Raw genomic sequence first — 26255 nt, forward strand, 5'->3', positions numbered from 1 at the left:
CGCTCCTTGCCCGGATGCCCGTGGCCCGATGCGATGCATCGGGCCATGTCGTTTCGAGCATCCCAAGGAGGCAGACCCTCGCGCGGCCGCACCATTCCCTGACGAGCGCGCTCGCATGAGCGCGACCATCGCTTGACACCCCTTCTATAGTGGGGCCGATGCTCGAAACCCTCATGAAGTCGGTGTTCGGCTCGAAACACGAGCGGGACCGCCGGCGGGTTCAGCCGATCGTCGAAGAGATCAACCGGGTCTACGACTCCTTCCAGGGCCTGACCGACGATCAGCTCCGCGCCAAGACCACGGAGTTCCGAGGCCGTCTCGCCGAGGCTCTGAAGGACGTTTCCGATCCCGAAGAGCGCAAGCGCATCGAGCGCGAGACGCTCGACGACCTGCTCCCCGAGGCCTTCGCCGCGGTCAAGCTGGCCTGCGCGCGGCTGGTCGGAAAGACCTGGCCGGTGGTCGGCATCCCGATCAGCTGGGACATGATCCCCTACGACGTGCAGCTGATCGGCGGCGTGATGCTGCACGAGGGACGGATCGCCGAAATGGCCACCGGCGAAGGCAAGACCTTGGTGGCGACCATGCCGCTCTACCTCAATGCCCTGACCGGGCGCGGCGCGCACCTCGTCACCGTCAACGACTACCTGGCGCGGCGTGACAGCGAGTGGATGGGCGAGGTCTACAAGTTCCTCGGTCTCACCGTGGGCTGCATCCAGAACCAGATGGATCCGCCGACGCGCCGCCTCCAGTACCAGTGCGACATCACCTACGGCACCAACAACGAATTCGGCTTCGACTACCTGCGCGACAACATGGCGGTGCGCCCGGAGCACCGCGTCCAGCGTGGGTTCGTGTACGCGATCGTCGACGAAGTCGATTCCGTGCTCATCGATGAGGCGCGAACGCCGCTCATCATCAGCGGTCCGGTGGAGCACAGCGATCAGGGCTTCGACGATCTGAAGCCGCTGGTGGAGCGCCTGGTGAAGGCGCAGAACGCGATGGTGGTCGGCTGGCTCGCCGAGGCCGAAGGCCAGCTCGCCGAGGCCGAGAAGGGCGGCGACGCGGGGCTCACGCTGCTGCGAGTCCAGCGCGCTTCGCCCAAGCACAAGCGCTTCCTCAAGCTGCTTTCCGAGCAGCCTGGGGTCAAGAAGCTGATCACGACCACCGAGCTCGAGTACCTGCGCGACAAGCGCATGCACGAGGTCGACGAGGCGCTGCTCTACGCCATCGACGAGAGGAACCGCAACGTCGATCTCCTGGAGCGCGGCCGCGAGCAGATGTCGCCGCAGGATCCCGAGCGGTTCGTGGTGCCCGACCTCACCGGGCAGCTGTCGGCGCTGGAGGGCGACGAGGAGCTCGATCCAGCCGCCAAGGTGCAGCGCCGGGACGAGATCTACCGGGCGTACGCCGCCAAGAACGAGAAGATCCACAACGTCCAGGCGCTGCTGAAGGCCTACTCGCTGTACGAGCGCGACGTCGAGTACGTGGTGCAGGACGGCAAGGTCCTGATCGTCGACGAGTTCACCGGCCGGCTGATGCCGGGCCGCCGCTACTCCGAAGGCCTTCACCAGGCGATCGAAGCCAAGGAGGGAGTGAGGGTCGAGGGCGAGACCCAGACGCTGGCCACGATCACGCTGCAGAATTTCTTCCGCATGTACGAGAAACTCGCCGGGATGACCGGAACGGCGGAGACGGAATCGCGCGAGTTCTGGGAGATCTACAAGCTCGACGTCTCGATCATTCCCACCAACAAGCCGATTCACCGCGCCGATCACGACGACGTCGTCTACCGGACCAAACGCGAGAAATACAACGCGCTGCTCGAGGAGATCGCGAGCTGCCACGAGCGCGGGCAGCCCGCGCTGGTCGGCACGATCAGCGTCGAGGTCAGCGAGCTGCTGTCGCGCATGCTCAAGCGCCGCGGCATCAAGCACAACGTCCTCAACGCCAAGTACCACCAGCAGGAGGCCGAAATCGTCGCCTCCGCCGGGCAGCGCGGATCCGTCACCATCGCCACCAACATGGCCGGCCGCGGGACCGACATCAAGCTCGGCGCCGGTGTCGCCGATCTCGGAGGCCTGCACATTCTCGGCACCGAGCGTCACGAATCGCGGCGCATCGACCGGCAGCTGCGCGGACGCGCGGGACGACAGGGCGATCCGGGCTCGTCGCGCTTCTACCTCTCGCTCGAAGACGATCTCATGCGCTTGTTCGGCAGCGAGCGCATCTCCGGCCTGATGCAGCGCATGGGCGTCGAGGAAGGAGAGGTGATCGAGCACCCCTGGGTGACCAGCTCGATCGGGCGCGCCCAGAAGCGCGTCGAGGCCCACAACTTCGACATCCGCAAGCACCTGCTCGAATACGACAACGTGATGAACCAGCAGCGCACCGTCGTGTACGAGATGCGCAACAAGGCGCTGACCAGCGAGGACATGAGCGAGACGGTGCTCGACGCCATCGAGGACGTGGTCCGTGATCGCATCGCCAAGATCACCGGCGGCGCGGAGGCCCATCGCGAGGAGTGGAATCTCAAGTCGCTGGCCGACGAGCTGTCGTTCCTGCTGATGCGGCCGATCGCGCTCACCGACCTCGAGACCACGGACTACGAGGAGCTCGAGGAGAAGGTCGTCGCGTCCGCCGAGGCCGCCTACCGGGCGCGCGAGACCGAATTCGGCGCTCCGGTGCTGCGCGATCTCGAGCGCCATCTGTACCTGTACACGCTCGACGAGCACTGGCGGGATCATCTCTACGAGCTCGATCACCTCAAAGGCGGCATCGGCCTGCGCGCCTACGGGCAGCGCGATCCGCTGATCGAGTACAAGAAGGAAGCGTTCAACCTGTTCGATACGCTGCTGCGCGAGACCAACGAGGACTTCGTCCAGCGCTTCTTCCGCGTCCAGCTGGTGCCCGAGGCGGAAGCCATGGTCGAGCGCCGCCCTTCGCCGCGACGGATGGTCGAGCAGCACGCGGCCGCGGAAGCATTCGGCGGAGGGCTCCCGGCCGAGGGCGCGGAGGCGAGCGAGACGCGGGCGCCGCGGGCGGCGCCGGCGCCAGCGGCCACGGTTCGAGCCGCGCCGAGGGTGGGGCGCAACGATCCCTGTCCGTGCGGAAGTGGGAAGAAGTACAAGAAGTGCCACATGCCCATCGATCAGGGCGTCGGGAGTGGAGCATGAGCGACCAGGGCGATCGCGAAGCCGTGCAGCGCCTGCTCGGCGTTCTCGCGCGCCACCTCGAGGACTTCTTCGAGGGAGACGAGCTGGCGCTCGAGTCGCTGGGCGCGGCGCTCGAGGACTCCGAGTTCACCGCCGACCAGATCCAGTCGGCGGTGCTCACCCTGAAGAGCCTGGCAGGAAGCCGCTCCGCGGCGGCTCAGGCCCCGGCGGATCCCCCCGGCCGCAGCGCGCAGCGCGTGCTGAGCGATCAGGAGCGCGGCTCGATGAGCCCCGAGGCCTGGGGCTACCTGCTCGACCTCCGGCGCCGCGGGTCGCTCGACGCGGGCCAGTTCGAGTGCGTGCTCGATCGTCTCGCCGCGAGCGGTGTGCGCCCGATCGGCGTCGAAATGGCGCACGACATGGCGGTGCGCGTCGCGTTCGGCGCCGGGGCCGTGACGGATGGTTCGCTTGGCGAAAGCGACGTCGCGCACTGACGGCACGGCGCGGAAGCCCCGCGCCAGGACCGGGCCGCCCGCGGCCGAGGCCACTCGCGAGCGCGCGGCGACCGAGACTCCCGCGGACGAGGCGCCCGCGCGCAAGCGCGCACCCCGCGGATCGAGCAAGTCGGCGGGCCGCGGCGCCGCCAAGGGCAAGACCGTGAAGCGGCCGGCGAAGGCGCCGGGCACCCCGGCGAGCGGCGGCAAGTCGCTCGTGATCGTCGAGTCGCCGGCGAAGTCGCGCACCCTGAACAAATTCCTCGGACGCAACTTCTCGGTGATGGCCAGCAACGGCCACATCATGGACCTTCCGAAGAGCGAGCTGGGCGTCGACGTCGAGAACGAATTCGAGCCCAAGTACGTTCCGATCCGCGGCAAGACCCAGGCGCTCGCAAAGATCAAGACCGCGGCCCGCAACGCCGAGCGCATCTATCTGGCGCCCGACCCCGACCGCGAAGGGGAAGCGATCGCCTGGCATCTGGCCGGCGCGCTGGAGTCCACGCGCATCCCGATCCGGCGGCTGACCTTCAACGAGATCACCGAGCGCGCGGTCAAGGCGGCGCTCGATCAGCCTCGCGACCTGGACATGAACCTGGTGAACGCACAGCAGGCGCGCCGCGTGATGGACCGGCTGGTGGGTTACAAGGTGAGCCCCTTCGTGTGGCGCACCGTGCGCTACGGCCTGTCGGCGGGCCGGGTGCAGAGCGTGGCGCTGAGGCTGATCTGCGAGCGCGAGGAAGAGATCCGCGCGTTCGTGCCCGAGGAGTACTGGACGCTCGAAGCCGACTTCGAGACCCCGGACCTCAAGCGCTTCACCGCGCGGCTGGTGCGGGTCGGCGAGGAAGAGCTCGACCAAGGGCAGCTTCGCGGCGAAGGCGCCGGCGAGCGGGCCCAGGCGCTGGCCGCCGAGCTCATGGCCGCGGCCGCGCGGGTGGCGGGCGTCGAGACCACGCCGCGGCAGGTGCATCCCAAGGCGCCGTTCATCACCAGCACGCTCCAGCAGACGGCGTTCAATCGCCTCGGGTTCAGCAGCCAGCGCACCATGGCGATCGCCCAGCAGCTCTATGAAGGCGTCGCGCTCGGAGACGCCGGGAGCGTGGGACTCATCACGTATATGCGCACCGACTCGCCCCGGCTCGCCGGAGAGGCGATCGGCGAGATGCGATCGTGGATCGGCTCGGAGCTCGGCGCCGAGTACGTGCCGCAGGAGCCGCGGCAGTTCCGCAGCAAGAAGTCGGCGCAGGACGCGCACGAAGCGATCCGGCCGAGCGACCCGGCGCGCACGCCGGAGTCGATCCGCGCGTTCCTCGATGACGACCAGTGGAAGCTCTACGACCTGATCTGGAAGCGCGCGCTCGCCTCGCAGACCGCCTCGGCCGAATACCTCGCGACCACGATCGACGTCGAGGCGGGCCGTCTCGGACTGCGCGCCTCGGGGCGCGTGCTCAAGTTCCCGGGCTTCCAGAAGCTCTACGGCGTCGACGAGGAAGACGAAGCGGAGGATTCGCGCCTGCCGGAGCTGACGGAGGGCGTGACGCTCGCCGTGGCCTCCGAGCCCCTGGTCGCGCCGGATGTCACGGAGACCGGCTCCGCCGGTGGCGAGACGGCCTCCGCCGTGCGCCCCAGCCAGCACTTCACCCAGCCGCCGCCGCGCTATACCGAAGGCTCGCTGGTGAAAGCGCTCGAAGAGGAGAACATCGGACGCCCGAGCACCTACGCCACCATCGTGGGCACCATCACCTCGCGCGAGTACGTGAGCCGCGAGCGCGGCCGTCTCGCGCCCACCGACCTGGGTGAAGCGGTGAATCGTCTGCTGACCAGCACGTTTCCCGACATCTTCCAGGTCGACTTCACGGCCCGCATGGAAGAGGAGCTGGACGAGATCGAGGAAGGCAAGCAGGAATGGCACCGGGTGGTGAAGGACTTCTGGGACCCGTTCAGCCGCGAGCTCGAGAAGGCCGAGAAGTCGAAGGAGCGGCACCGCAAGAAGGTCGAGGAGACGACCGACATCGCGTGCCCCAACTGCGGCCGGATGCTGGTCAAGAAGTTCGGACGTCGCGGACCCTTCCTCGCTTGCCCGGGGTATCCGGAGTGCAAGTTCACGCGTCCCGTCGACGACGCCGAGCTGCCGGTGCCGGTGGAAGGCACGTGTGACCTTTGCGGCTCCGCGCTGGTGATGCGCAATGGTCCTTACGGACGCTTCATTGCCTGCAGCCGCCGGCCCGACTGCAAGTTCACCAAGGCGGTCACGCTCGGCATCCGTTGTCCGGAGTGCGGGCAAGGCGAGCTCACCGAGCGCAGGACACGCCGCGGCAAGACATTCTTTGGATGCAATCGCTACCCCGATTGCACGTTCGCGACCTGGGATCGTCCGCGCGCCACGCCTTGCCCCAACTGCCAGGCCCCGTTCCTGATCGAGAAGGAGACCAAGAAGGAGGGACTCACGCTGCGCTGCCTCAAGTGTGGCTCCAAGTTCCAGCCCGAATCCGTCGGTGCGTGAGGCGCTCGAGCTGTTCCTGATCGAGCTGGCGGCGCGCCGCGCCTCACGCCACACCGTCGAGGCTTATCGGCGCGACGTCACCCGCGTGCTCGACCTCGCCGCCGGAACCGGAAAGGACTTGCCGCCCTCGGGATGGAATCGCGAGCTGCTCGAGCGCGCGATGCGGGATCTGCATCGCACGGCGCATGCGGCCTCGAGCGCGGCCCGCGCCCTCGCCGCGTGGCGCAGCTTTTCGCGGTTCTGCGTGCGCCGCGGAATGCTTTCCGACGATCCCGCGCGCAAGCTCCCGTTCCCGCGCCGGCCGCGGCGCCTGCCTCGAACGCTGCCGGAGCGCGACCTGACGCGCGCGCTCGACGGGCTCTCGGCGGAGGATCCGGCGAGCGTCCGCGACCGGGCGCTGATCGAGATGACGTACTCCTCGGGCCTGCGCCTCTCCGAGCTCGTCGGCCTCAATCACGGCGATGTCGACGCCGGCGCCGGACTGCTCCGCATCCGGGGAAAGGGACGTCGCGAGCGCATCGTCCCGGTAGGAAAGGCGGCGCTCGAGTCGCTGCGCCGTTATCTGGGCGAGCCGGTCACGCGGGCGGGTCGCGACGCACCCGTGTTCCTCAACGCCCGCGGCGGGAGGCTCTCGGGGCGCACGGTGCAGCGCGTGGTGCGCCACCGGCTGGGCCAGGTCGCGGGCGGCCTCGGCGTCACGCCGCACGCGCTCCGGCACTCCTTCGCCAGCCACCTGCTGGATCGCGGCGCCGACTTGCGCGCGATCCAGGAGCTGCTCGGCCACCGCTCGCTCTCCAGCACCCAGATCTACACCCACGTCTCGCGGAGCCGGCTGCGTCGCGCCTACGAACAGGCCCACCCGCGCGCATGACCGGCGTCCGGCGACTCGCGCTCGCCGTGGGGGTGTGCTTCGTGGCGATGGGCTGCGCCAAGAAAGCGCCTCCGAGCGGAGGGCCGCCCGACATCGATCCGCCACGGCTGATCGCCTCGCATCCCGACTCGGGCGCCGCCTCGGTGGCTCTCGATGCGCCTCTCTCGATGACCTTCAGCGAAGGCATGGAGCCGCGCTCGACCACCGAGGCGATCGCGCTGTCACCACCGGTCGAGATCCGGCGCTTCCGCTGGTCGGGCAGGACCGTCACCGCGGTGCTCGCCGAGCCTCTGAAGAAGAGCCAGACCTACACCTTGTTCATCGGCTTCGGCGCGCGCGATCGGCACGGCAACATGATCGACCGCGGGCGCGCTCTCGTGTTCACCACCGGCGATTCGTTTCCCCGGGGCCTCATCGAGGGCCAGCTCGAGGCGAAGGGGTTCGCGGCGGGGAACGCGTATCTGTGGTGCTACGAGGCGTCGCGGGCGCCCGACAGCACGGCGCGCGATTTCGACGCCATCGGCCTCGTCGATCCCGATGGGCAGTTCCGCATCGCGGGACTCGACGTGCCGAAGCGCTACCGCGTCTGGACATTCGCCGACATCAACAACAATCGCTCGTTCGAGCCCGCGACCGATCTGCTGGCGCCGATCGATACGGTGCTGTCGCTGACCACGGAGCATCCCACGGCGAGCGGCATCCAGCTGCGGGTCACGAACCCGCGCGCGCCCGCTCGCGTCAAAGGCACTGTGCTAGACTCGCTCGTCGTGCGCGACGGCGATCTGCTGGTGGTCGCCGTGGCCGACACCGACACGACGCGGCGCGTGTTGGCGTCGACGAACGACCGTCTGAGCTTCGACCTCCAGCTGGAGCCGGGCTCCTGGACGGTGCGGGCGTTCCGGGACGCGGATCGGAATCGCATGTGGGATCGCGCACGGGAGTCGTCGAGCGATCCGTTGCCGGTGCGCGCCGATCCGGCGGCGGAGATCGTCGACGTGGTGCTGGTGCTCAGACCGCCGCGCGAAGGCCGGTAATGGCGAAGATCCCCTTCCTCAAGATGCATGGCGCGGCGAACGACTTCGTGGTCGTCGACCATCGCCAGCCCTTTCTCGGTGATCCGCCCGCCGAGCTGATCCGCCGTCTCTGCGACCGACGGCGTGGCGTGGGGGCGGACGGGCTTCTGCTGATCGAGAAAGACGCCGAGCTGGACTTCGCGATGCGTTACTTCAACGCCGACGGCGGAGTGGCGGAGTTCTGCGGCAACGGCGCGCGCTGCGTGGCGCGCCTGGCCCTCGAGCTCGGGATGGGGAAAGGGGGCGAAGTCCGCTTCCGCACCGCTTCGGGCGTGATGCGCGCGCGGGCGAGCGACGACCAACGCCGCATCGAGCTCTTTTTCGGCCAGGTCGCGCGTCCCTCGGATCCGATCGAGGTCGAAGCCGCGGGGCGATCCTTCCACGGCCAGACGGTGGTGGCCGGTGTTCCGCATTTCGTGGTGCCGGTCGAGCGCGTGGAGTGGGTGCCGGTCCAGGAGTGGGGCGCCGCGCTCCGCCACCATCCGCGCTTCGAGCCGCATGGGACCAACGTCGACTTCGTCGCCCGCCTCGGCTCAGGACGGGTGGCCATGCGCACCTACGAGCGCGGCGTCGAGGCCGAGACGCTGGCGTGCGGCAGTGGAGCGATGTCGGTCGCCGTGTGGAGCGTGTCGGCGGGCGATCGCTCGCCGGTCTCGGTGATGACGGCGGGAGGGGACGAGCTCACGGTGCGTCTCGAACCGCATTCCGGAGGCTTCGAGGTGGCGTTGATCGGACCGGCGGAAGTGGCATTCCACGGCGAGTGGAGCGAAGCCGCTCCGGTGGCCGCCGCGCGCTGAGATGGAACGGAGGCGATCATGTTCGAAGGACTGACGGTGGCCATGGTGACGCCCTTCCGGGGCGGCGAGGTGGATCTCGACGGTGCAGCACGGCTGATCGAGTTCATGCTGGAAGGCGGAGTGCAGAACCTGGTGGTCTCGGGCTCCACCGGCGAAGCGGCGACCTGCAGCGTCGAGGAGCGGCGCACCTTGTGGCGCTTCGTGCGCGAGCGCGTGGCGGAGCGTATTCCCGTCCTGGCCGGCGCCGGAACCAATTCGACCTCCGAGAGCGTGACCCTCAGCAAGATGGCGGAGGAGATCGGGCTCGACGGCGTGATGCTGGTGACGCCTTACTACAACAAGCCCACGGCGAAAGGTCAGATCGCCCACTTCACGACGGTCGCCCAGGCCACCCGGCTCCCGGTGATGCTCTACAACGTGCCGAGCCGAACCGGCACGAATACGCTTCCCGACGTCTTCGAGAAGCTCGAGAGCGTGCAGAACATCGCCGCCGTCAAGGAAGCCTCTGGCAGCCTCGATCAGGCGAGCGCGATCAAGGCCAGGACCTCGTTCACCTTGCTCTCCGGTGACGATTCGTTGACGCTCCCCATGATCGCCGTCGGGGCCGAAGGCGTGGTCTCGGTGGTCGGCAACGCCGCGCCGAGGCGGATGCGGGAGCTCTGCGATCACGCCCGGGCGGGGCGCCGGGACGCGGCGGAGACCTCCCATCGGCGATTGCTCCCGCTCTTCAAGGCCTTGTTCGCGGAGTCCAATCCCGGCCCGGTCAAGTACCTCCTGTCCGCGATGGGCTTGATCGAGAACGAGCTGCGGCTGCCGCTCGTGCCGGTCGAGCCCGCCACCCAGAAGCTCATCCTGGACGCCGCCCAGTCGGCTGGCCTGACCGTGGCCTCGGCGGTATCCCGGACGTGATCCCGATCGTGGTGGTCGGGGCCGCCGGCCGCATGGGCCGCGCGGTCGTTGAAACCGCGATGGCCGATCCGGGGTTCAACGTGAAAGCTGGCGTCGACCGGGCGCCATGCCCCAAGGACTGGGATCGAAAGCTCCCCTTTGTCGACGATGCCGGGAAGGTGCTGGCGCGAGGAGATGTGGTGGTGGAATTCGCGGGTCCCGAGGGCGCGGTCGATGCCGCTCGGGCGGCCGCTCGAAGCGGCGCGGCACTGGTCTCGGGCGGCACCGGGCTCTCGGGCCCTCAGGAGCAGGCGCTTCGAGCGGCCGCCGATTCGATCGCCATCTTGCGCAGCGCCAACTTCAGTCTGGGGATTCTGGCCCTTCGGCAGGCCTTGAAGGCCGTGCTTTCCGCAATTCCGGCCTGGGACATCGAGATCGTGGAGAAGCATCATCGCAACAAGCAGGACAGTCCCTCCGGGACCGCGCTCACGCTCGCTCGAGACGCCGCGAGCGCGCGCGGTTATCCGGCCTCCTCTTTGCGTCATGGCCGTGATGGACACGTCGGCGTGAGGCCGGTCGAGGAAATCGGAGTGCATGCGGTTCGGGGGGGATCGTGGGTTGGAGAGCACACCGTCATGCTCGCGGGACCTGGAGAGTCCCTCGAGCTCCGTCACGTGGCCCAGGACCGGGTGGCATTCGCGCGCGGAGCCCTCACCGCAGCGGAATTCCTGGCGCATGCTCAGCCAGGGCTCTACACTTTCGAGGACGTTTTGAGAGCAGCCGCACGGTCGGAAGGAGGTCGGCTCACGTAGTAATGAGAAACGCGCGCCAGGCGCTGGTTTCACTGACCTCCGCCTTCCTGCTTGCCCTGGTCGCTTACCCCGCCGCCGCCCAGTCATTCGGCAAGAACAAAGTGCAGTACGAGCCCCTGGATTGGGCGGTCCTCGAGACGCCTCATCTGCGGCTTCATTTCTACGCCGAGGAGGAGAGTCTCGCGCGGTACCTCGCCGCGCACGCCGAGTCGGTGTGCGTCGAATACGATCGGCGCTTCCGCATCCAGTTCAAGCGCCCGATCGCGGTGCTCTTCTACTCGACCCATCATCTCTTCCAGCAGACCAATGCCACGCCCGGCCTGATCTCCGAGTCGGTGGGGGGGATCACCGAGCTGATCAAGGGCCGCGTGCTCCTTCCGCACAACGGATCGTGGGCGCGCCTGGCGTGGGTCACTCGCCACGAGCTGGCGCACGCCTACATGCTCGAGAAGCTGGCGCGGGTGATGCGCGAGAACAAGCGCAGCCACGGTTACCTGCCGCCGCTGTGGTTCATCGAGGGGCTGGCGGAATTCTGCGGCACCACCTGGGACGCTGACGCCGAGGGACTGCTGCGCGACGCGGTCCTCACCGGGCGCGCGCCGATGCTCACCCGCAGCGAAGAGATCGCCGGCACGGTGCTCATGTACAAGGAAGGCCAGTCCTTCCTGCTCTATCTCGGCGAGCGCTTCGGTCCCGACAAGGTCTTCGACCTGATGGACAACTGGTACCGCGCCGACGACTTCGAGACCGTCTTCCGGCTCACTTACGGCGAGAAGCTCGTCAACGTCGATCGAGACTGGCACGAGTGGATCAAGCGTCGCTACTACCCGGAAGTCGCTTCGCTGCGCACCGCGACCGAGCAGGGCACGCGTCTCACACAACGCGGTCCATACAATCTCGGGCCGCGCGTGCTGCCATCGGCCTCACCCAACGACACGCTCGTTCGCTTCTGCTATTTCATGGCGCGCGAGAGCGGCGTGGAGCTGATGCTCAGCGAGCCGGGGAAGAAGGGGGAGCGCAAGGAGCGGCGGCTGCTGCGCGCGGGTCAATCGGCGTCGTACGAGTCCTTCCATCTCTTCCAGAATCGCCCGGACGCCTCGAAGTCCGGCCTCATCGCCCTTTCCGCGAAGCACGGAGGACGTGACGCCCTTTACCTCGTCGATTCCAGGAAGGGCCGCGTGATTCAGCGGATGGAGTTCCCGCACCTGGTGGCGATTCTCGATCCCAGCATCGTCCCCGGAGACACATCGGTCGTGTTCTCCGCGCAGGACTATGCCGGCCGCTCGGACCTCTATCGCGCGACATGGAGCAAGGGCCGCGTCAAGCTCGAGCGGCTGACGCAGGACTTCTTCGACGACGTCGAGCCGGACGTTTCTCCCGATGGCCGCTGGGTGGCGTTCTCGTCCGATCGCGGCGGCATCGAGCACCACGCGATCTATCGCCTCTCCCTTTCGGGAGGCGTGCCGGAGCGGGTCAGCCAGCCCCCGGATGGCGATGATCGGCAGCCGGTCTATTCACCGGATGGCAAGTGGCTCGCCTTCCGCTCCACTCGGGGCGGGACCAGCGACCTCTACGTGCGCCCGGCTGAGCCGAGCTTCGAAGCGCGCCGCGTCACCCGCATGGCGGGCCCCGTCTACGACCCCGACTGGCTGGCGGGAGGCCGTGGCCTGCTCTACACCGGCCAGGAGCGCGTGGAGTTCCAGAGCTACCTGACCCACTTCGATCCCGAGACCCTGCAGGTCGAGACCGAGACCGACATGGAGGCGCGGCCCGTGGCCTCGCTCGTCAGCGACGCGGTGATCGCCGGCGGGCTCGGCACGCCCAAGGAGAGCGGCGTCTACAACGGACCCAAGCACGAGTACGAACGCCGCCTCAGCCTCGACCTGGTGCAGAACGCGTTCGCCGTCGATCCCGCGCTCGGCGCGGGTGGCGGAGGGCAGATCGCGATCAGCGACGTGCTCGGCAACGAAAAGATCCACCTCTATCTGTCCAACGACTCCGAGCGCTTCGGAACCAGCTTCTGGGATGGCTTCGAAGGCGGCGTGACCTACATCAACCAGAGCCGGCGCCTGAACTACGGCGTCGGACTGTTCCGCCTCACCCAGATGTACGATCCCGAGCTCGACCTGGTGCGGCGCGAGCGCCGCGTGGGCGTGCTCGGCCTGGCGATGTATCCCTTCAACCGTTTCACCCGGCTGGAGGGATCGATGCTGGTACGCCACGCGAGCGACCACCGTCTCCGCAACGGCACATCGAAGGACGTCGATCTCATCTCTCACTATCTGTCCCTGGTGCACGATAACAGCGGTTGGTCGATGCTCGGGCCGAGCACCGGCACGCGCTTCCTCATCTCGGGCGGGTTCACCCGGGACATGACTTCGGGCGCCGGAGACTTCGCCAGCATGGTGGTGGAGGCCCGCCACTACGAGCGACCGCTGCCGGTCCTGGTCTCCGCGACTCGTGTCCAGGGTCAGGCGAGCTTCGGCAATGATGCCCAGCGCTACTACCTGGGCGGGCTGGTCTCCCTGCGAGGCTACGATCGTCGCACGATTTCCGGCACCAAGACGCTGCTCGTCCAGCAGGAATTCCGGCTCCCGGTGGTGCGCGGCCTGACCTTCGCCCTGCCTCGGGCATGGCAGTTCCCGACCATCAGCACCGCGCTCTTCGCGGACTACGCCATGGCGATCGACGGGAACTTCGTCGATCGGCGCGGAGCGGTCGGCGCGGGAGCTTTCATCGGCGGAGGGTATTATCCGGTCATCCGATGGAACTTCACCTGGGTCACCCCCGACTTCCAGACGTTCTCGCACCGGCCGCGGACCACCTTCCTGATCGGCTACAACTTCTAGCAGCGGTCGGCAGGGTGGAGGCATTCGGGCTAAAGGGCCAGTGCCTCCGCGCCTCGGTGATCTTCCTCGTCCTGGGACTGGCCTGGTCGCCGGCGGCTTTCTCGCGCGACGCCGAGATCGACCAGCAGGTCCGGACGCTCAAGGCCATCCAGCAGGAGATGACCCTCGGCGGCGCCGGGCGAAAGATCGAAGCGATGCGCGCGCTGGCGAGCCAGCGGCGCGCCCGGAAGCTCAAAGGTCAGCGCAGCCGTCCTCCTCGTGACCATCAGGAGGCCCTCGGCGCCCAGGGCACGTACGGTCCTGCGGTGGGCCTGCGCTCTCGAACCGCGGAGCAGCCGGCGAATCGATTGATCACCACGTCGGCGCAGCCCTTCACCACGCAATCCGAGGTTTCGGTGGCGGGAACGCGGGCCGCCATGGTGGCGGCGTGGAACGACGCGGGGTCCCATCAGAACCAGTTCAATGCCATCAGCTTCGCCACCTCCACGGATGGCGGACAGGTGTGGCGCGAGGGCGGGCCGTTACCGGTGGGCGGCCAGGTGCTGGTGTGGGTCTCCGACCCCGTGGTGGCGGTGGACGCGCGACGAGGCGATTTCTACGTCGCGGGGCTGGTGATCGCGACGGGCGCCTCCAGCGGCGTGGCCGTGGCGCGTGGACGCTTCGGTGAGAGCGGTTTTCAGTGGGAGGCGCCACGGGTGGCCCGGGCCGTCCGGGACTCGTTCCCTGACAAGCCGTGGATGGTGGCGGACTCGCTCACCGGAAACCTCTATCTCAGCTACACCACCTTCTACCGTCGCGACGGAAAGTCCACCGACCGGATCGAGTTCCAGCGCTCCGAGGATGGAGGACTGACCTGGAGCTCCGTGGCGAGGCTCTCGCCGGAAAGCGAGGAAGGCCTGGTCCAGGGATCGCGCCCGGCGGTGGGTCCCTTGGGCGAGCTGCACGTGGTGTGGAAGACGATCGACACCACCGCCGCCGCCGGAGGCGAGGACGCCATGCGGATCCGCAGCTCCTGGGACGGCGGGCGCACGTTTTCGGAGACCGCCACGGTCGCGCGGCTCTACACGAACTTCTGCAGCGGTCCGCCGGGGTTCGACCGCGGGTTCGGCCTGGGATTCCCGTCGATCGCCGTCGATCGCAGCGCCGGACCGCATCGCGGTCGAATCCACGTCGGTTGGGAAGAATCCCTCAATTTCTACGACGACCGCCTGGCCGCGGCCGGCGGGGTGCAGGAAGAAGCCGAGCCCAACAACCGGCACCGCGACGCCACGCCGTTCACCGTCGGCGACGTGCTGCGCGGCACGATCAGTCCGGCGCATGACGTCGACTGGTTCCGCTTCCACGGCGAGGCGGGACGCACCGTGGTGCTCTACGTCGACTCGCTGGATGCACATCTCGACGTGGCGCTCCGGCTGTGGTGCGGGGACGGAAGCACCCGGCTCGCGTACAGCACGTCGCTCAACGTCCGCCAGCGGATCGTGCTCTTCACGGTGACGACTCCGGGCGATTATTACGTCTCGATCGCGCCGCACGATGATTCGACCGGCGTCTATCGCCTGGCGTCGGGATGGGCCGAGCGCGGCTCCGAGCGCGGGCGAGACCAGCGCGACATCTTCGTCGCCCACTCGGACGATGGAATCACGTGGAGCACGCCCGCGCTCGCGGGAGACGCGCCGGCGGGATTCGACGACTGGCTTCCGGAACTGGCGGTAGGCACCAACGGAACGCCTTACGTGGCGTGGTACGACTTCCGGGAGGGCGATCCCTCCGGTTGCGGCGCCGCCTCGCACATCCGCCTGTCGCGCTCCGACGACGGTGGCGACCACTGGGTCCCGGTCGGACTCGTCACCGACTACCCCACGCTGTGGTCTGGAGTCTTCAGCAATCAGTCGCCCAACATGGGGGACTACATCGGCCTGCTCGCCGGCCAGGATGGCATCGTGCCGGCGTGGGCGGATGGCCGGGACGCGAATCCCGATGTGTACGCCGCCTTCTGGCCGACGGCTGAAGCGGCGCGCGACATCGCGCCTCTGGCCAGCGAGCCTTCATCGGGCGGCGTGGTCCTGCGCTGGCAGGCGCCGCCGATTCCCGTGACCGGCACGGTGTGGCGACGCGTGTCGGGTGGAAGCGCTCGGGCGCTGGCCGATATCGACCCTGATCCCCAGGGTGTGATGAGCTATCTCGACGTCGACCTCGATCCCGGATTTCGCTACCACTACGAGCTCGCGGTGCGCTCCAGCGAAGGCGAGGTCCGCGTCGGCCAGCAGTCGATCGATGCGCCGGGCGCTTCGGCGGCGGCGCTCGCCCTCGAGCGTGTGGCGCCGAACCCGAGCCATGGCGTGTTCCGGATCGCGTTCAGTCGTCCGCATCTTGCGCCCGCTCGGCTCGACGTGCTCGACGTAGGCGGCCGCCGCGTGATGGGCGTGGATCTCGGCGAGGAGTATGGCACTCGCGGCGTCCTCGACCTGGGACGACAGACGCGGCTCGATCCTGGTCTCTACCTGGTGCGGTTCGTCCAGGCCGGAGAGTCGGTCAGCGTGAAGGCTGTCGTGGTCCGGTAGCTGCGAGAGCGACACCCCCGCGGCCAGCCGCAGGCATGTCGAAGGGACCCACAGACGCCGTAGCCATGGATGGTGGAGGCGTCGAGGACCGAGCGAGGCGGAGCAGGATGCGGAGCCGACGCGTGCCCGAGACATGCCTGCGGCTGGCCGCGGGGGTGTCGCTCGGGTGCGCTAGATTAGCGCCCTGGATCGACGGCGACGCCGAGCGGCTGCGCGAAGGCCGAGAGGCGGCTCATGATGGTTCCCGTGCTCGAGATGCGCACGACCTGTCCTTCCTCCTCCAGGACCGCCCACACCTGGCCGGTGCCCTGATCGACCGCCACGTCGCTCACCGAGTTGAGGCCCGAGACGCGGAACTGGACGGTGCCGCTGCGATCCAGCGCCACCAGCTGATCCGCGATGGCATCGGCGACCCAGATGCGTCCACGATGCGCGTCGACCGCGACTCCGACCGGACCCTGGAAACCCTGGAGGGTGGCCTCGATGAACGTGAAGGAGGGAGGCACTCGAGTGACCGTGCGTGACTGAAACGAAGTCACCCACGCCCGCCTCGTGACGCTGTCGATCGCGACCCGGCTGGGCCGGTTCACCGTGATCTCCGCGAGCGGACTGTGATCCGGAGCGTAGCGGCGCAGCCGGTTGCCGTCGCGCTCGCACACCACCACCGAGCGGTCGAAGACGTCGACGGCCACTCCGATCGGGAACTGGAGCGGCTCGATCGCGCCGCCGATCGGCCGGCCGAAGGGATCGAACGACCACAGCCTGCCCGGCTCGTCGCACACCCATGCCATCCCCTGGAGCGGGTCGACCGTGAGAGTCGAGGGATAACCCAGGCCGGGAACGTTGATCGTGACGCCGGTCGCGGGATTCAGGATCGCGACGCGGCCGGCGAGTCGATCGGATACCCAGACGAAGCCGGTGACCGAATCGACGGCCACCGCGACCGGACCGCTGAAGCCGCCAAACGTTCTGACCACGCGGCGGCCATCGGGCGTGATGCGGTAGAGCGCTTGACGTTTGTTATCCACGACCCAGCCGCGCGCGCGGCCGGGTGTCGCCACGTCGGACGCGGGAGGCTGGCGGTCCACGCCCTCCTCGTTCACCAGGTAGAGACGATACCGATGCTCGAGACCGTTCAGCGTGCCGAGGTCCGCGTAGCCCGCCGACGCGGGCGGCAGGAGCCCGCTGATCAGTTGATAAGGGTTCGATCCCGTCTGACGGTAGAGGTGGAAACCCAGGATCCCGCTCGTGCCGGTGACCGGGGACCAGCTCAGATCGACGCGACCGTCGCCGGCGATGGCCATGAAGCCGGCGGGACCTCCGCCGGTGTTCGGATTGTCGGGATCGAGTGGATTCGTGTGCTCGCGCTGGCTGCACCCGGCCAGCAGCAGCGCTAGAAGGAGTAGGCGAGAGCGCATCGGTCGGGGCCGAGCAACAGGGAGACCCGTGCCGTCGGCTGCGGTCTCAGGAAACGCAGATAGAGTCCGCCGACGATCAGCAGCTCACCCGTGATCAGGCTGGCGCTCGAGACACGATCGTAGAGCACGGTCCGGTCGTAGAGCTCGGTGATCTGCTCTGGATCGGTCGCCACCAGGTACTCATCGTACGTGCTGTTGGCGCGGTCGCGGAGCACGAAGGACGTGGCCACCAGGCCGACGCCCGAGGCCAGCGCCAGGTAGGCGCCGAAGTGGCTCTGCTTCTTGGGCATCTGAACGGCGACGACTGGAAACGGAGAGGCCGCCTGCGCCCATGCGCAGGCGGCCTCGAGCGGTTGGGCCAGAAGGCCGATCGCGAGTGCTAGGGCTGTCGCCCGCGTCGACCGGCGCGGCGTGTCATGAGGTGAACTTCGAAGCAAAACGAGCGAGGCGCGCCTTGTGGCGGTTCGCGGTCTCCTTCTTGATGATGCCTTTGGCCGCCGTGCGATCGAGGATGGACGTGGCGGCGCGATAGGCCGTCTCGGCGTCGGCGCGATTGGTCGCGGCGCGAATCGACTTCAACGCGCTGCGCATGCGGCTCCGATAAGCGATGTTGCGGCGGCGTCGACCCTCGTTGGTGATCACCCGCTTGGCCGCGGATTTGTGATGCGGCATAGGTCCTCCGGAACACGAAGCGATTCGAGCCGAACGAAGATAGGGACGACACGCAGCCCTGTCAAGGTTGGAGCTCGCCCGAGGCCGCGCCGGGCGCACTCGCCCTCGAGGCCCGCGCACATTCGCCGTTGATGCCGGACGAGCCCGGGGTTTACTGTGATGGTTCGCCTACTGTAGGCGGGGTGTCCTGAGGCTCCCATGAGCGTTCTGAGCGAGAAGATCCTCAATTTGCCCGCCGCCCCAGGGGTTTACCTGTTCAAGGACGGACGGGGGGCCGTGCTCTACGTAGGCAAGGCTCTGCGCCTCTCGAGCCGGGTTCGAAGCTACTTGAACCCCGAAGAAAGCCGCCTCTACCACGACGAGATGATGCGCGAGGCGGAAGACCTCGACGTGATCCTCACCGACTCCGAGGTCGAGGCCGTGCTGCTGGAATCGACCCTGATTCGCCAGCACCGCCCGCGGTACAACATCCGCCTCAAGGACGACAAGAGCTTTCCCTACGTGAAAGTGAGCGTCCAGGAAGAGGTTCCGAGACTGTCGATCACACGGCAGGTGCGCTACGACGGCGCTCGGTACCTCGGTCCTTTCACGGACGTCAAGCTGCTGCGCCGCACCCTGCGCGAGGTGCGCCGCGCGTTTCCCGTGCGCACGTGCCAAAACTTCGAGGATTACCGGCGCGCCGATCGGCCTTGCCTCTACTTCCACATCCGTCGCTGCGTCGGTCCGTGCACCAGCCGCTCGCGCGCGACGCCCGAGGAGTACCGCGCGCTGGTCGACGGGCTGCTGCTGTTCCTGACCGGGCGGGACCAGGAGCTGTTGGGACGGCTCCAGGGCGAGATGAGCGAAGCCTCGGACCGGCGCCGTTACGAGATCGCCGCCCGTCGCCGCGACCAGATTCGACTGCTCGAGCGCATCCGCTCGCCGCAGAAAGTGGTGGCGCGGCGCGGCGAAGCCGACGTGCTGGGCATCGCGCGCCATGGCCGCCGTGCAGCCGTCGTGACCCTGCGCGTGCGCGGAGGCCGCGTGGAAGGGAAGGAGTCGCGCGTGCTGGAGCGCACCGCCGATGCCGGCGAGAACGAGCTCCTGTCGACCTTCATCTCCCAGCACTACCTGGCGCAGGAGATGCTGCCGCGGCGCGTGGTGGTGGGCTCGCTGCCCGACGACGCCGCGGTGCTCGAGGCGGCGCTGACGCGGCGTGCTGAGCACGCGGTTCAGATCGCGGCGGCGGGGCGCGGCCGCGAGCGGCGACTGGTGGCGTCGGCGGAGCGCAATGCCGCGCTGGCGCTCGAGGATCTCGAGGCGAGGGCCGCAGGCCGCAAGGCCCGCTTCGTGCCCGAGGTGCTCGAGCTCCAGCGCGCGCTGCGTCTCGAGACGCCGCCGTACCGGATGGTGTGCTTCGACGTCTCCAATCTCGGGGCGGAAGGCGCCGTGGCCGCGGTCGTGGCCAGCGAGAACGGCCGAGCGCAGAAGGCGCTCTACCGGCGCATGCGCATGCGGCAGCTCGGCCCCGACGATTTCGCCATGATCCGCGAGGCGGTCGAGCGGTACTGGACGCGCGTCGAGTCCAGCGAGCTCCCACGCCCCGATCTCGTGATGGTGGATGGCGGCGTGGGGCAGGTCGGCGCGGCGCGCGCGGCGCTCGATCGTGCCGCCACGCGGCCGGTGGCGCTGGTGGGGCTCGCCAAGCGCGAAGAGACCGTGTTCCGCGAGGGCGCTCCGCCGTTGCGTCTGCCGCGCCGCAGCATCGCACTGCATCTGCTCCAGCGAGTGCGAGACGAAGCGCACCGTTTCGGGCTCGACTACCACCGTCGCCTGCGGAAGCGCTCGCGCATCGGCAGCGTGCTCGACGGGATCCCCGGCGTCGGACCCACACGGCGCGCCGCGTTGCTCAAGGCGTTCGGCTCGGTGGCCGCGATTCGCAGAGCGAGCGCGGATCAGCTCGCCAGCGCCGCGGGCGTGCCGATGTCGGTCGCGGAGCGCGTGCAAGCCTACGTGGCGGGTGAATCGGCCGGTCCGGATCCCGGCGCCACCCACGAGGGTGGCTCCCGCGAGGGGGCGGCATGAGCCCCGCGCTCAAGCCCGCTCCGCTCACCGCCGCGCTCGAGGGCCCGGTCGAGGCCTTCCTCGACGAGCTGCGCACCGGCCGCCGGTTGTCCCCGCGCACCGTGGATGCCTATGGACGCGATCTCGCCGACTACGCGCGCTTCATCGTCCGTCAGGGGCTCGAGGCCTGGGACGCTGCGACGCCGACGGTGATCGACGGCTACCTCGCGAGCCTGGCGCGCCGCGGGCTCGCGACCGCGACGGTGGCGCGGCGGCGGGCGGCATTGCGCGGCTTCCACGCCCATCGAGGCAGGCATCGGGATCATGGCCCGGATCCGGCCGCAGATCTGCCTCCGGCGCGTCGCGAGCGCAAGCTGCCACACGCGCTGGCCGTCGAGGACGTCGAGCGGCTCCTGGCCCAGCCCGAAGGCGACGCTCCGCTTGCGTTGCGCGACCGAGCCTTGTTCGAGCTGGCTTACGGGAGCGGGCTGCGCGTCTCCGAGCTGATCGGGCTCTCGCGCGACCGCCTCGACCTCCGCGACCGAGCGGTCTCGGTCGCGGGCAAGGGGGACAAGGAGCGCGCCGTGCCGTTCGGACGGTCGGCGAAGCGGGCGCTCGATCACTATCTGGATCGCGCGCGTCCCATCCTGTGCGCGCGCTCGCGTCACGACGTGGTGTTCGTCAACGCGCGCGGCGGCCCGCTGAGCCGCATGGGCTTCTGGAAGATCCTGCGCCGGCACGCCCGCGCCGCCGGCATCGCATCCCGCGTGCACCCGCATGCGCTGCGGCACTCGTTCGCGACGCACCTGCTCGCGGGCGGCGCCGATCTGCGCGTCGTCCAGGAGCTGCTCGGGCACGCCTCGATCACGACCACCGCCATCTACACCCATCTCGACCGGGGCTATCTGCGCGAAGTGCATCGCACCTTTCATCCCCGGCCGTGAATCGCGCCGGACTTCGAAGGAGCCAAGAATGAGTCGCGTTTGCGCCACGGTCGTCGTGCTGGTCGTCGCCCTCTGGGCGACGCCGGCTCGGCCTGCCAGCTCCATCGTGCTTCCCAAGCCGGGGCAGATCGGGCTCTCGATCGGCGGGGGCTATGGAACGTTCCTCGAGACCGGGAACATCGGCACGACATTCGGCGCAGGGCCTGCGTTGAACTTCAGGCTGCGCTATCGCATGCGCTACGAGCGAGGCATCGGCCTCTCGTTCGAGAGCCAGAAGCTGGACGTTCGCGTGGATTCGCCACCTTATGTGGTGGGGGTGGATAGCACGGCGGCGCCGACCGAGCTCTCCACCATCCTCTCGGGAGTCGAGTTCTACCAGTTCTTCGGGACCCGGACGAAGGCCACCAAGTTGCTGATGCTCGGCGCCGGCCTGGCCCAGATGCGCGCCGAGATGAACACGGGGGAGACCGAGCTCTCGGGCGAGAATTCCGGAGACGGGCTGTTCGTCAGCGCGGGGGCCGGGCTCGAGCGCTTCTTCTTCAAGTCATGGGCCTGGGATCTGTCCGCCCGCTACTACGCCGTGTTCCGCGATGGACAGGCCAACCACAACGTTCAGGCGGCGCTCGGCCTGATCTTCTACGCCAGCTACTGATGCCCGGCACGCTCTCCATCGCGTTCCAGGGGGCGGCCCGCACCGTGACCGGGTCCCGCCACCTCATGCGCTTCGGCGAGCGCACCTGGCTCTTCGACTGCGGTCTCTACCAGGGCCACCGGGAAGAAGCCGATCGCGTGAACCGCACGTTCGCGTTCACGCCCGCGGATCTCGACTCGGTGGTGCTGTCGCACGCGCACCTCGATCACAGCGGCAACCTCCCGACGCTCGGCGCGCAGGGCTACGCCGGCCGCATCCATGTCACGCCGGCCACCGCCGATCTGTGCGGCTTCATGCTGGCCGACAGCGCGTTCCTCCAGGAGCGCGACGTCGCGCACATCAAGCGCCATCACCCCAACAAGCCTGTGCGTCCGCCGCTCTACACGGCGAGCGACGTCGAGCAGACCATGACCCGCATGGACGTCCATGCATACCACCAGCCCTGGGAACTGCTGGAGGGCGTGCGGGTGCAGTACTACGACGCCGGACACATCCTGGGCTCCGCGCTGACCACGTTCGATTTCCAGAGGAACGGCGCTCGCTTCCGGGTCGGCATGAGCGGCGACCTGGGGCGCGCGCGGATGCCGATCCTCAAGGATCCTGAGACCCATCCCGGGGTGGACGTGCTGGTGCTCGAGAGCACGTACGGGAACCGACTGCATCCCGAGCGCAAGGACTGCGAGAAGGCTCTGGCCGAAACGGTCGAGCGCACCGTGCAGCGCGGCGGAAGGGTGATGTTGCCCGCGTTCGCGGTCGGCCGAACGCAGGAAGTCGTGGCAACGCTCCACCGGCTCATGAGCGACCGGCGCATTCCCGATCTTCCGATCTTCGTGGACAGCCCGATGGCCCGGCAGGCGACCGAGGTGTTCACGCGGCACCCGGAGCTGTTCGACGGCGAGACGCGCCGCGCGTTCGAGCGCGACGAAGGCGCGCCGTTCGGCTTCGAGCGGCTGCGCTACATCGCCACCGTGGACGAGTCCAAGAGCCTCAACGACCACCGCTCGCCCTGCATCATCGTGTCGGCGTCGGGGATGTGCGAAGGCGGACGCATCCTCCATCACCTCCAGCACGGGCTGGGCGACGCGCGGAACACCGTGCTCTTCGTCGGCTTCCAGGCGGAGGGCACGCTCGGTCGCCGGCTGGTCGACGGAGCGCCGAAGGTCAACGTCTTCGGCGAGCCGGTGCAAGTGCGCGCCGAAGTGGTCTCGTTGCAGGGCTTCAGCGCCCATGCCGACCAGAACGAGCTGGTCTCGTGGGTCACGCGCCTGCAGCCCACGCCGCGCCGCATCTTCCTGGTCCACGGCGAGCTCGAAGCCGCCGAACCGCTCAGGAGTCTCCTGCGCGAGCGGACCGGGGCCGACGTCGCCATTCCCGAGCGCGGAGAGGAGTTCGAGCTGTGGAACTGACCCAGTCCCGGTACCAGGTGGGGCAGCGTCTCCGCCATCCCCAGTTCGGCGAAGGACTGGTGGTGGAGGTCCATACCGATCGCGGCCGGGAGGTGCTCGAGGTGGTGTTCGGCGGACAGCTGCGCCGCCTGTCGGCGACCCGCGAGTGGGAGATCGTCGACGGCGATGCGCTGCCGAAGGCCCTGGCCCGGACGACGAGTACCGAGGATCCGAGCCCGCCGGCGAGCGCCACCCCGAGGGTGTGGCACCCGCAGGGCGAAGCGCTGATGACGATGTGGCGCGAAGGCAGGATCGCGCCGTCGACCCACTTCGACTTGCGCGTGCAGGCCGAGAGCTGGGCCGGCTGGGCCGAGCCCGAGCGGCTGGTGTCGCTCGACTCGCTCCGAGGCGTGGAGCGCTTCCCGCACCAGATCCGCGCTTGCCTCAAGGTGATGAGCGAGCTCAACGGCCGGGCGATCCTGGCCGACGAGGTGGGGCTCGGGAAGACCATCGAAGCCGGCATCGTGCTCAAGGAGTACCTGCTGCGCGGCGCGGTCCGGACGGCGCTCGTCCTGGTGCCGGCGTCGCTGTGCGAGCAGTGGCGCGCCGAGCTGTGGGAGAAGTTCGAGCTCGACTTCGTGGTTTCGCGCGGACCGGCAGGCCAGTGGGGCCGCCACCCGCTCGTGATCTCTTCGCTGGAGACCGCGCGCCACGAGCGCCATCGCCGCCGCGTGCGAGGCGCCAACTACGACATCGTGATCGTCGACGAGGCGCACCGCCTGCGAAACCACCTCACCCTGGGCTGGAAGTTCATCAACGATCTCAACCCGCGCTACCTCATGCTGGTGACCGCCACCCCGGTCCAGAACGACCTGCGTGAGCTCTACAACCTCGCGACCCTGGTGCGTCCCGGCACCGTCGGCACGTTCTCGCAGTTCCGCCGGAACTTCCTCTCCGGCCACGACAAGCGCACGCCGCGCAACACCCCCAAACTGCGGACGCTGCTGAAGAGCGTGATGATTCGCACCCGCCGCTCGGACACCGACATCGTGTTCGCGCCGCGCCGCGTCGAGACCTTGTGGGTTTCACAGAACGCGGCCGAGCGGAAGCTCTATCGCGAGGTGAGCGACTTCATCTACGAAGCGGTGCGCGCCGACGAAGGCGCTCCCGGACGTCGTCACTACTTCACGCTGGTGGTCCTGCAGAAGGAGATGGGCTCCTCGTGGGCCGCTGCCGCCTCGACGCTCGAAAAGCTCGGCCGCAATCCCGACGGGCTCGATGCGCGGCGGCTGCGGGCGCTCGCCACGCGCGCCGGCGAGCTGGGTATCCGGCAGAGCAAGGTGCGTTCGCTGCTGCGCCGCATCCAGTCGCTCCAGGGCCAGAAAGCCATCGTCTTCACCCAGTTCCGCTCGACGCAGGACTCGATCGTCCAGGCGCTCCGGGAAGCCGGCATCGAGCCGGCGGTGTTCCACGGCGAGCTCGGCTGGCGCGAGAAGGAGGAGGCGCTGGACCACTTCCGCGCCTCGCTGCCGGTGCTGGTCAGCACCGAGGCCGGCGGCGAAGGCCGCAATCTCCAGTTCTGCCAGGTGGTGATCAACTACGACCTGCCGTGGAACCCGATGCGGGTCGAGCAGCGCATCGGGCGCGTCCACCGGCTGGGCCAGGAGCATCCCGTGCGGGTCATCAATCTGGTGGCGCGCGGGACCATCGAGTCCTACGTGCTCGAGATCCTCGACAAGAAGATCCGGATGTTCGAGCTGGTGGTCGGCGAGATCGAGGAGATCCTCGGCACCTGGCAGCCGCACGGCTCGTTCGAGGACGAGGTGTTCCGCCGCTGGATCGAATCCAAGGATCCGCGTGTCCGCAAACGCCGCTTCGCGGAGCTTGCCCAGCACCTGCTCTACGCACGGCGCCAGTACCAGGAATACAAGGAGCGCCAGGACCTCTTGTTTCCGTCCACCGTGAAGGAAGAGTCGTGACCCGTGCTCCGGCCCTGATCGCGCGCCGCAAGCCCGCGGCGGATCCCGGCGCCGACGGCGCCGCGGACGGCGTCGCGCGCCAGGTGACGGCGGCGGTGGGGCCATGGCGCGACTTCGTCGGACGCTGGCTGGAATCGGCGGGATGCCAGGTGGCCGACGCGGCGCGCGGCGACTGGGAGGTGACGCTCTCGCCGGCGCTCCAACGGCGCTGGCGCCGGCATCGCGTCCGGCTGGTGTTCGATCCGCTGCGCGCCACGCTGCCTCGCGGCGCGTGGTTCACGGCGCCGGGCAGCGGCGCCGGCCGCAAGATCCTCGAGGCCGCGCGCGAGGAGCCGATCGCCGCGCGTCGCACCGCGCTGCCCCAGGTTCCGGGGGCTCCCGAAGAAGGGCTCGCCGCGGTGTGCAAAGTGCGCGGCCTGACATGGGGACCGCCGCGGCTCGGGCCGGTGCACTACGAGCGGCGCCTGGCCTTCCACGCCGTGGTGACGCTGTGGGGAGGCCTGCCGGCTCAGGAGCCGTGGACCATCCTGGTCTCGCCCCAGGGCGACCTCATCGAGTGGCATCGCGGCGACGGACTGCCGGACGCGCGCGCGCGCGACGGCCTCTATCAGATCGGCGAAGAGCTCGAGCCCGAAGTTCGCGAGGCGCTGGCGGCGCGAGCGCGCGAGCACCTGGTGGGGCTCGTGGCCGAACGCGAGCGCGAGTGGGAGAAGGCGGTCGGCAAGCTGCGAGACGATGAGCTCGGCCGGCTGTCCGCTTTCTTCGCGGCGCGTGTCGAGGAAGAAGAGGAGCGTCTCCGCCACCGCACGCCTTCGGAGAACGGCCACGACATCCAGGAAGGCGATGCCACCTCGCTCAAGCTGGAGTGGGAGCGACGCGCGCAGGAGGTGCGTCATCGCTGGGCGCTTCGGACCGAGGTGCGGGTTTGGGGATTGGAAGAGTGGGCATGGCCGGTCGCCGAGCTCGAGCAGGAGCTGCGCGCCGGCGCCGTGCATCTGCTCCTCAAGAGCCCGGTGGACGTGGCGCGCGGGCTTCCGGCGGCTCCGGCCTGTCCGACGTGCGGGACACCCGCCGATCTGCTCATGCGGGTGCGCGGCACGGTCGCCTGCGTCGCCTGCGGGCCGCGCTGATCACGACTGCGCTTGACGGAGGCGGGATCGAC

19 protein-coding genes are annotated in these 26255 nt (G+C 68.8%); 16 read left to right on the forward strand and 3 right to left on the reverse strand.

Annotation, left to right across the window (positions count from 1 at the left end; translation table 11 throughout):
• Nucleotides 1-158 precede the first annotated feature (158 nt).
• From secA to VFQ05_07040, 10 genes are read left to right on the forward strand one after another with little or no spacing between them, the layout of a single operon-like run.
• Entirely contained in the window at nucleotides 159-3173 is a 3015-nt protein-coding gene (gene secA / locus VFQ05_06995) for a preprotein translocase subunit SecA (GenBank protein ID HET9326498.1), read from the forward strand.
• A complete protein-coding gene (locus tag VFQ05_07000) occupies nucleotides 3170-3646 on the forward strand; it encodes a DUF494 family protein (GenBank protein ID HET9326499.1) in 477 nt (158 codons plus the stop codon). The genes secA and VFQ05_07000 overlap by 4 nt, the downstream gene beginning before the upstream one ends.
• Nucleotides 3621-6149 carry a type I DNA topoisomerase gene (topA, locus tag VFQ05_07005; protein ID HET9326500.1) on the forward strand — a complete coding sequence of 843 codons (2529 nt, stop codon included), beginning with the start codon at nucleotides 3621-3623 and terminating at the stop codon, nucleotides 6147-6149. The genes VFQ05_07000 and topA overlap by 26 nt, the downstream gene beginning before the upstream one ends.
• Nucleotides 6142-7020, forward strand: a complete 879-nt coding sequence (locus VFQ05_07010) for a tyrosine-type recombinase/integrase (GenBank protein HET9326501.1) — start codon at nucleotides 6142-6144, stop codon at nucleotides 7018-7020. Before topA ends, VFQ05_07010 begins: the two co-directional genes overlap by 8 nt.
• Nucleotides 7017-8054, forward strand: coding sequence for an Ig-like domain-containing protein (locus VFQ05_07015; GenBank protein HET9326502.1), 1038 nt, complete (start codon nucleotides 7017-7019; stop codon nucleotides 8052-8054). The genes VFQ05_07010 and VFQ05_07015 overlap by 4 nt, the downstream gene beginning before the upstream one ends.
• Nucleotides 8054-8890 carry a diaminopimelate epimerase gene (dapF, locus tag VFQ05_07020; GenBank protein ID HET9326503.1) on the forward strand — a complete coding sequence of 279 codons (837 nt, stop codon included), beginning with the start codon at nucleotides 8054-8056 and terminating at the stop codon, nucleotides 8888-8890. Before VFQ05_07015 ends, dapF begins: the two co-directional genes overlap by 1 nt.
• A gap of 18 nt (nucleotides 8891-8908) precedes the next feature.
• Complete coding sequence (dapA, locus tag VFQ05_07025) at nucleotides 8909-9799, forward strand: 4-hydroxy-tetrahydrodipicolinate synthase (GenBank protein HET9326504.1); 891 nt, start codon at nucleotides 8909-8911, stop codon at nucleotides 9797-9799.
• Entirely contained in the window at nucleotides 9796-10590 is a 795-nt protein-coding gene (gene dapB, locus VFQ05_07030; protein ID HET9326505.1) for a 4-hydroxy-tetrahydrodipicolinate reductase, read from the forward strand. Before dapA ends, dapB begins: the two co-directional genes overlap by 4 nt.
• 2 nt (nucleotides 10591-10592) lie before the next feature.
• Nucleotides 10593-13439: a hypothetical protein gene (locus VFQ05_07035; GenBank protein ID HET9326506.1), complete on the forward strand. Its 2847-nt coding sequence runs from the start codon at nucleotides 10593-10595 to the stop codon at nucleotides 13437-13439.
• A gap of 56 nt (nucleotides 13440-13495) precedes the next feature.
• A complete protein-coding gene (locus VFQ05_07040; GenBank protein ID HET9326507.1) occupies nucleotides 13496-16000 on the forward strand; it encodes a hypothetical protein in 2505 nt (834 codons plus the stop codon).
• A gap of 176 nt (nucleotides 16001-16176) precedes the next feature.
• Here the strand turns inward: VFQ05_07040 and VFQ05_07045 are convergent, their stop codons facing one another.
• The 3 genes from VFQ05_07045 to rpsT form a co-directional block, all read right to left on the reverse strand.
• Nucleotides 16177-17418: a hypothetical protein gene (locus VFQ05_07045; protein HET9326508.1), complete on the reverse strand. Its 1242-nt coding sequence runs from the start codon at nucleotides 17416-17418 to the stop codon at nucleotides 16177-16179.
• Nucleotides 17394-17708 carry a hypothetical protein gene (locus VFQ05_07050; GenBank protein ID HET9326509.1) on the reverse strand — a complete coding sequence of 105 codons (315 nt, stop codon included), beginning with the start codon at nucleotides 17706-17708 and terminating at the stop codon, nucleotides 17394-17396. The genes VFQ05_07045 and VFQ05_07050 overlap by 25 nt, the downstream gene beginning before the upstream one ends.
• A 124-nt stretch (nucleotides 17709-17832) precedes the next feature.
• The gene (gene rpsT / locus VFQ05_07055) at nucleotides 17833-18090 is read right to left on the reverse strand and encodes a 30S ribosomal protein S20 (protein HET9326510.1); all 258 of its coding nucleotides are present in this window, start codon (nucleotides 18088-18090) and stop codon (nucleotides 17833-17835) included.
• Nucleotides 18091-18288: 198 nt separating this feature from the next.
• Here rpsT and uvrC point away from each other — a divergent pair, with 198 nt between their 5' ends.
• Genes uvrC through VFQ05_07085 form a run of 6 tightly spaced genes read left to right on the forward strand, consistent with a single transcriptional unit; the run spans nucleotide 18289 to nucleotide 26223 of the window.
• Complete coding sequence (gene uvrC / locus VFQ05_07060; GenBank protein ID HET9326511.1) at nucleotides 18289-20154, forward strand: excinuclease ABC subunit UvrC; 1866 nt, start codon at nucleotides 18289-18291, stop codon at nucleotides 20152-20154.
• Nucleotides 20151-21077 (forward strand): site-specific tyrosine recombinase, encoded by a 927-nt coding sequence (locus VFQ05_07065; protein HET9326512.1) that lies wholly within the window; start codon nucleotides 20151-20153, stop codon nucleotides 21075-21077. The genes uvrC and VFQ05_07065 overlap by 4 nt, the downstream gene beginning before the upstream one ends.
• Nucleotides 21078-21105: 28 nt before the next feature.
• Nucleotides 21106-21729: a hypothetical protein gene (locus tag VFQ05_07070; protein ID HET9326513.1), complete on the forward strand. Its 624-nt coding sequence runs from the start codon at nucleotides 21106-21108 to the stop codon at nucleotides 21727-21729.
• Nucleotides 21729-23135 (forward strand): MBL fold metallo-hydrolase, encoded by a 1407-nt coding sequence (locus VFQ05_07075; GenBank protein HET9326514.1) that lies wholly within the window; start codon nucleotides 21729-21731, stop codon nucleotides 23133-23135. Before VFQ05_07070 ends, VFQ05_07075 begins: the two co-directional genes overlap by 1 nt.
• On the forward strand, nucleotides 23126-25093 hold the full coding sequence (locus VFQ05_07080; GenBank protein HET9326515.1) for an SNF2-related protein: 1968 nt from the start codon (nucleotides 23126-23128) through the stop codon (nucleotides 25091-25093). The genes VFQ05_07075 and VFQ05_07080 overlap by 10 nt, the downstream gene beginning before the upstream one ends.
• Nucleotides 25090-26223, forward strand: a complete 1134-nt coding sequence (locus VFQ05_07085) for a hypothetical protein (protein HET9326516.1) — start codon at nucleotides 25090-25092, stop codon at nucleotides 26221-26223. The genes VFQ05_07080 and VFQ05_07085 overlap by 4 nt, the downstream gene beginning before the upstream one ends.
• The last annotated feature ends 32 nt before the right edge of the window (nucleotides 26224-26255 follow it).

The sequence above is a fragment of the Candidatus Eisenbacteria bacterium genome, from assembly GCA_035712145.1.
Lineage (GTDB): Bacteria > Eisenbacteria > RBG-16-71-46 > RBG-16-71-46 > RBG-16-71-46 > DASTBI01.

Bases quoted from the DNA above. Each gene is read 5' to 3' on its own strand.
- dapA (HET9326504.1), top strand. From the start codon at position 8,909: ATGTTCGAAGGACTGACGGTGGCCATGGTGACGCCCTTCCGGGGCGGC.
- uvrC (HET9326511.1), top strand. From the start codon at position 18,289: ATGAGCGTTCTGAGCGAGAAGATCCTCAATTTGCCCGCCGCCCCAGGG.
- VFQ05_07070 (HET9326513.1), top strand. From the start codon at position 21,106: ATGAGTCGCGTTTGCGCCACGGTCGTCGTGCTGGTCGTCGCCCTCTGG.
- VFQ05_07075 (HET9326514.1), top strand. From the start codon at position 21,729: ATGCCCGGCACGCTCTCCATCGCGTTCCAGGGGGCGGCCCGCACCGTG.
- VFQ05_07050 (HET9326509.1), bottom strand. From the start codon at position 17,708: ATGCCCAAGAAGCAGAGCCACTTCGGCGCCTACCTGGCGCTGGCCTCG.
- VFQ05_07015 (HET9326502.1), top strand. From the start codon at position 7,017: ATGACCGGCGTCCGGCGACTCGCGCTCGCCGTGGGGGTGTGCTTCGTG.
- VFQ05_07065 (HET9326512.1), top strand. From the start codon at position 20,151: ATGAGCCCCGCGCTCAAGCCCGCTCCGCTCACCGCCGCGCTCGAGGGC.
- VFQ05_07035 (HET9326506.1), top strand. From the start codon at position 10,593: ATGAGAAACGCGCGCCAGGCGCTGGTTTCACTGACCTCCGCCTTCCTG.
- rpsT (HET9326510.1), bottom strand. From the start codon at position 18,090: ATGCCGCATCACAAATCCGCGGCCAAGCGGGTGATCACCAACGAGGGT.
- dapF (HET9326503.1), top strand. From the start codon at position 8,054: ATGGCGAAGATCCCCTTCCTCAAGATGCATGGCGCGGCGAACGACTTC.
- VFQ05_07045 (HET9326508.1), bottom strand. From the start codon at position 17,418: ATGCGCTCTCGCCTACTCCTTCTAGCGCTGCTGCTGGCCGGGTGCAGC.
- VFQ05_07000 (HET9326499.1), top strand. From the start codon at position 3,170: ATGAGCGACCAGGGCGATCGCGAAGCCGTGCAGCGCCTGCTCGGCGTT.
- secA (HET9326498.1), top strand. From the start codon at position 159: ATGCTCGAAACCCTCATGAAGTCGGTGTTCGGCTCGAAACACGAGCGG.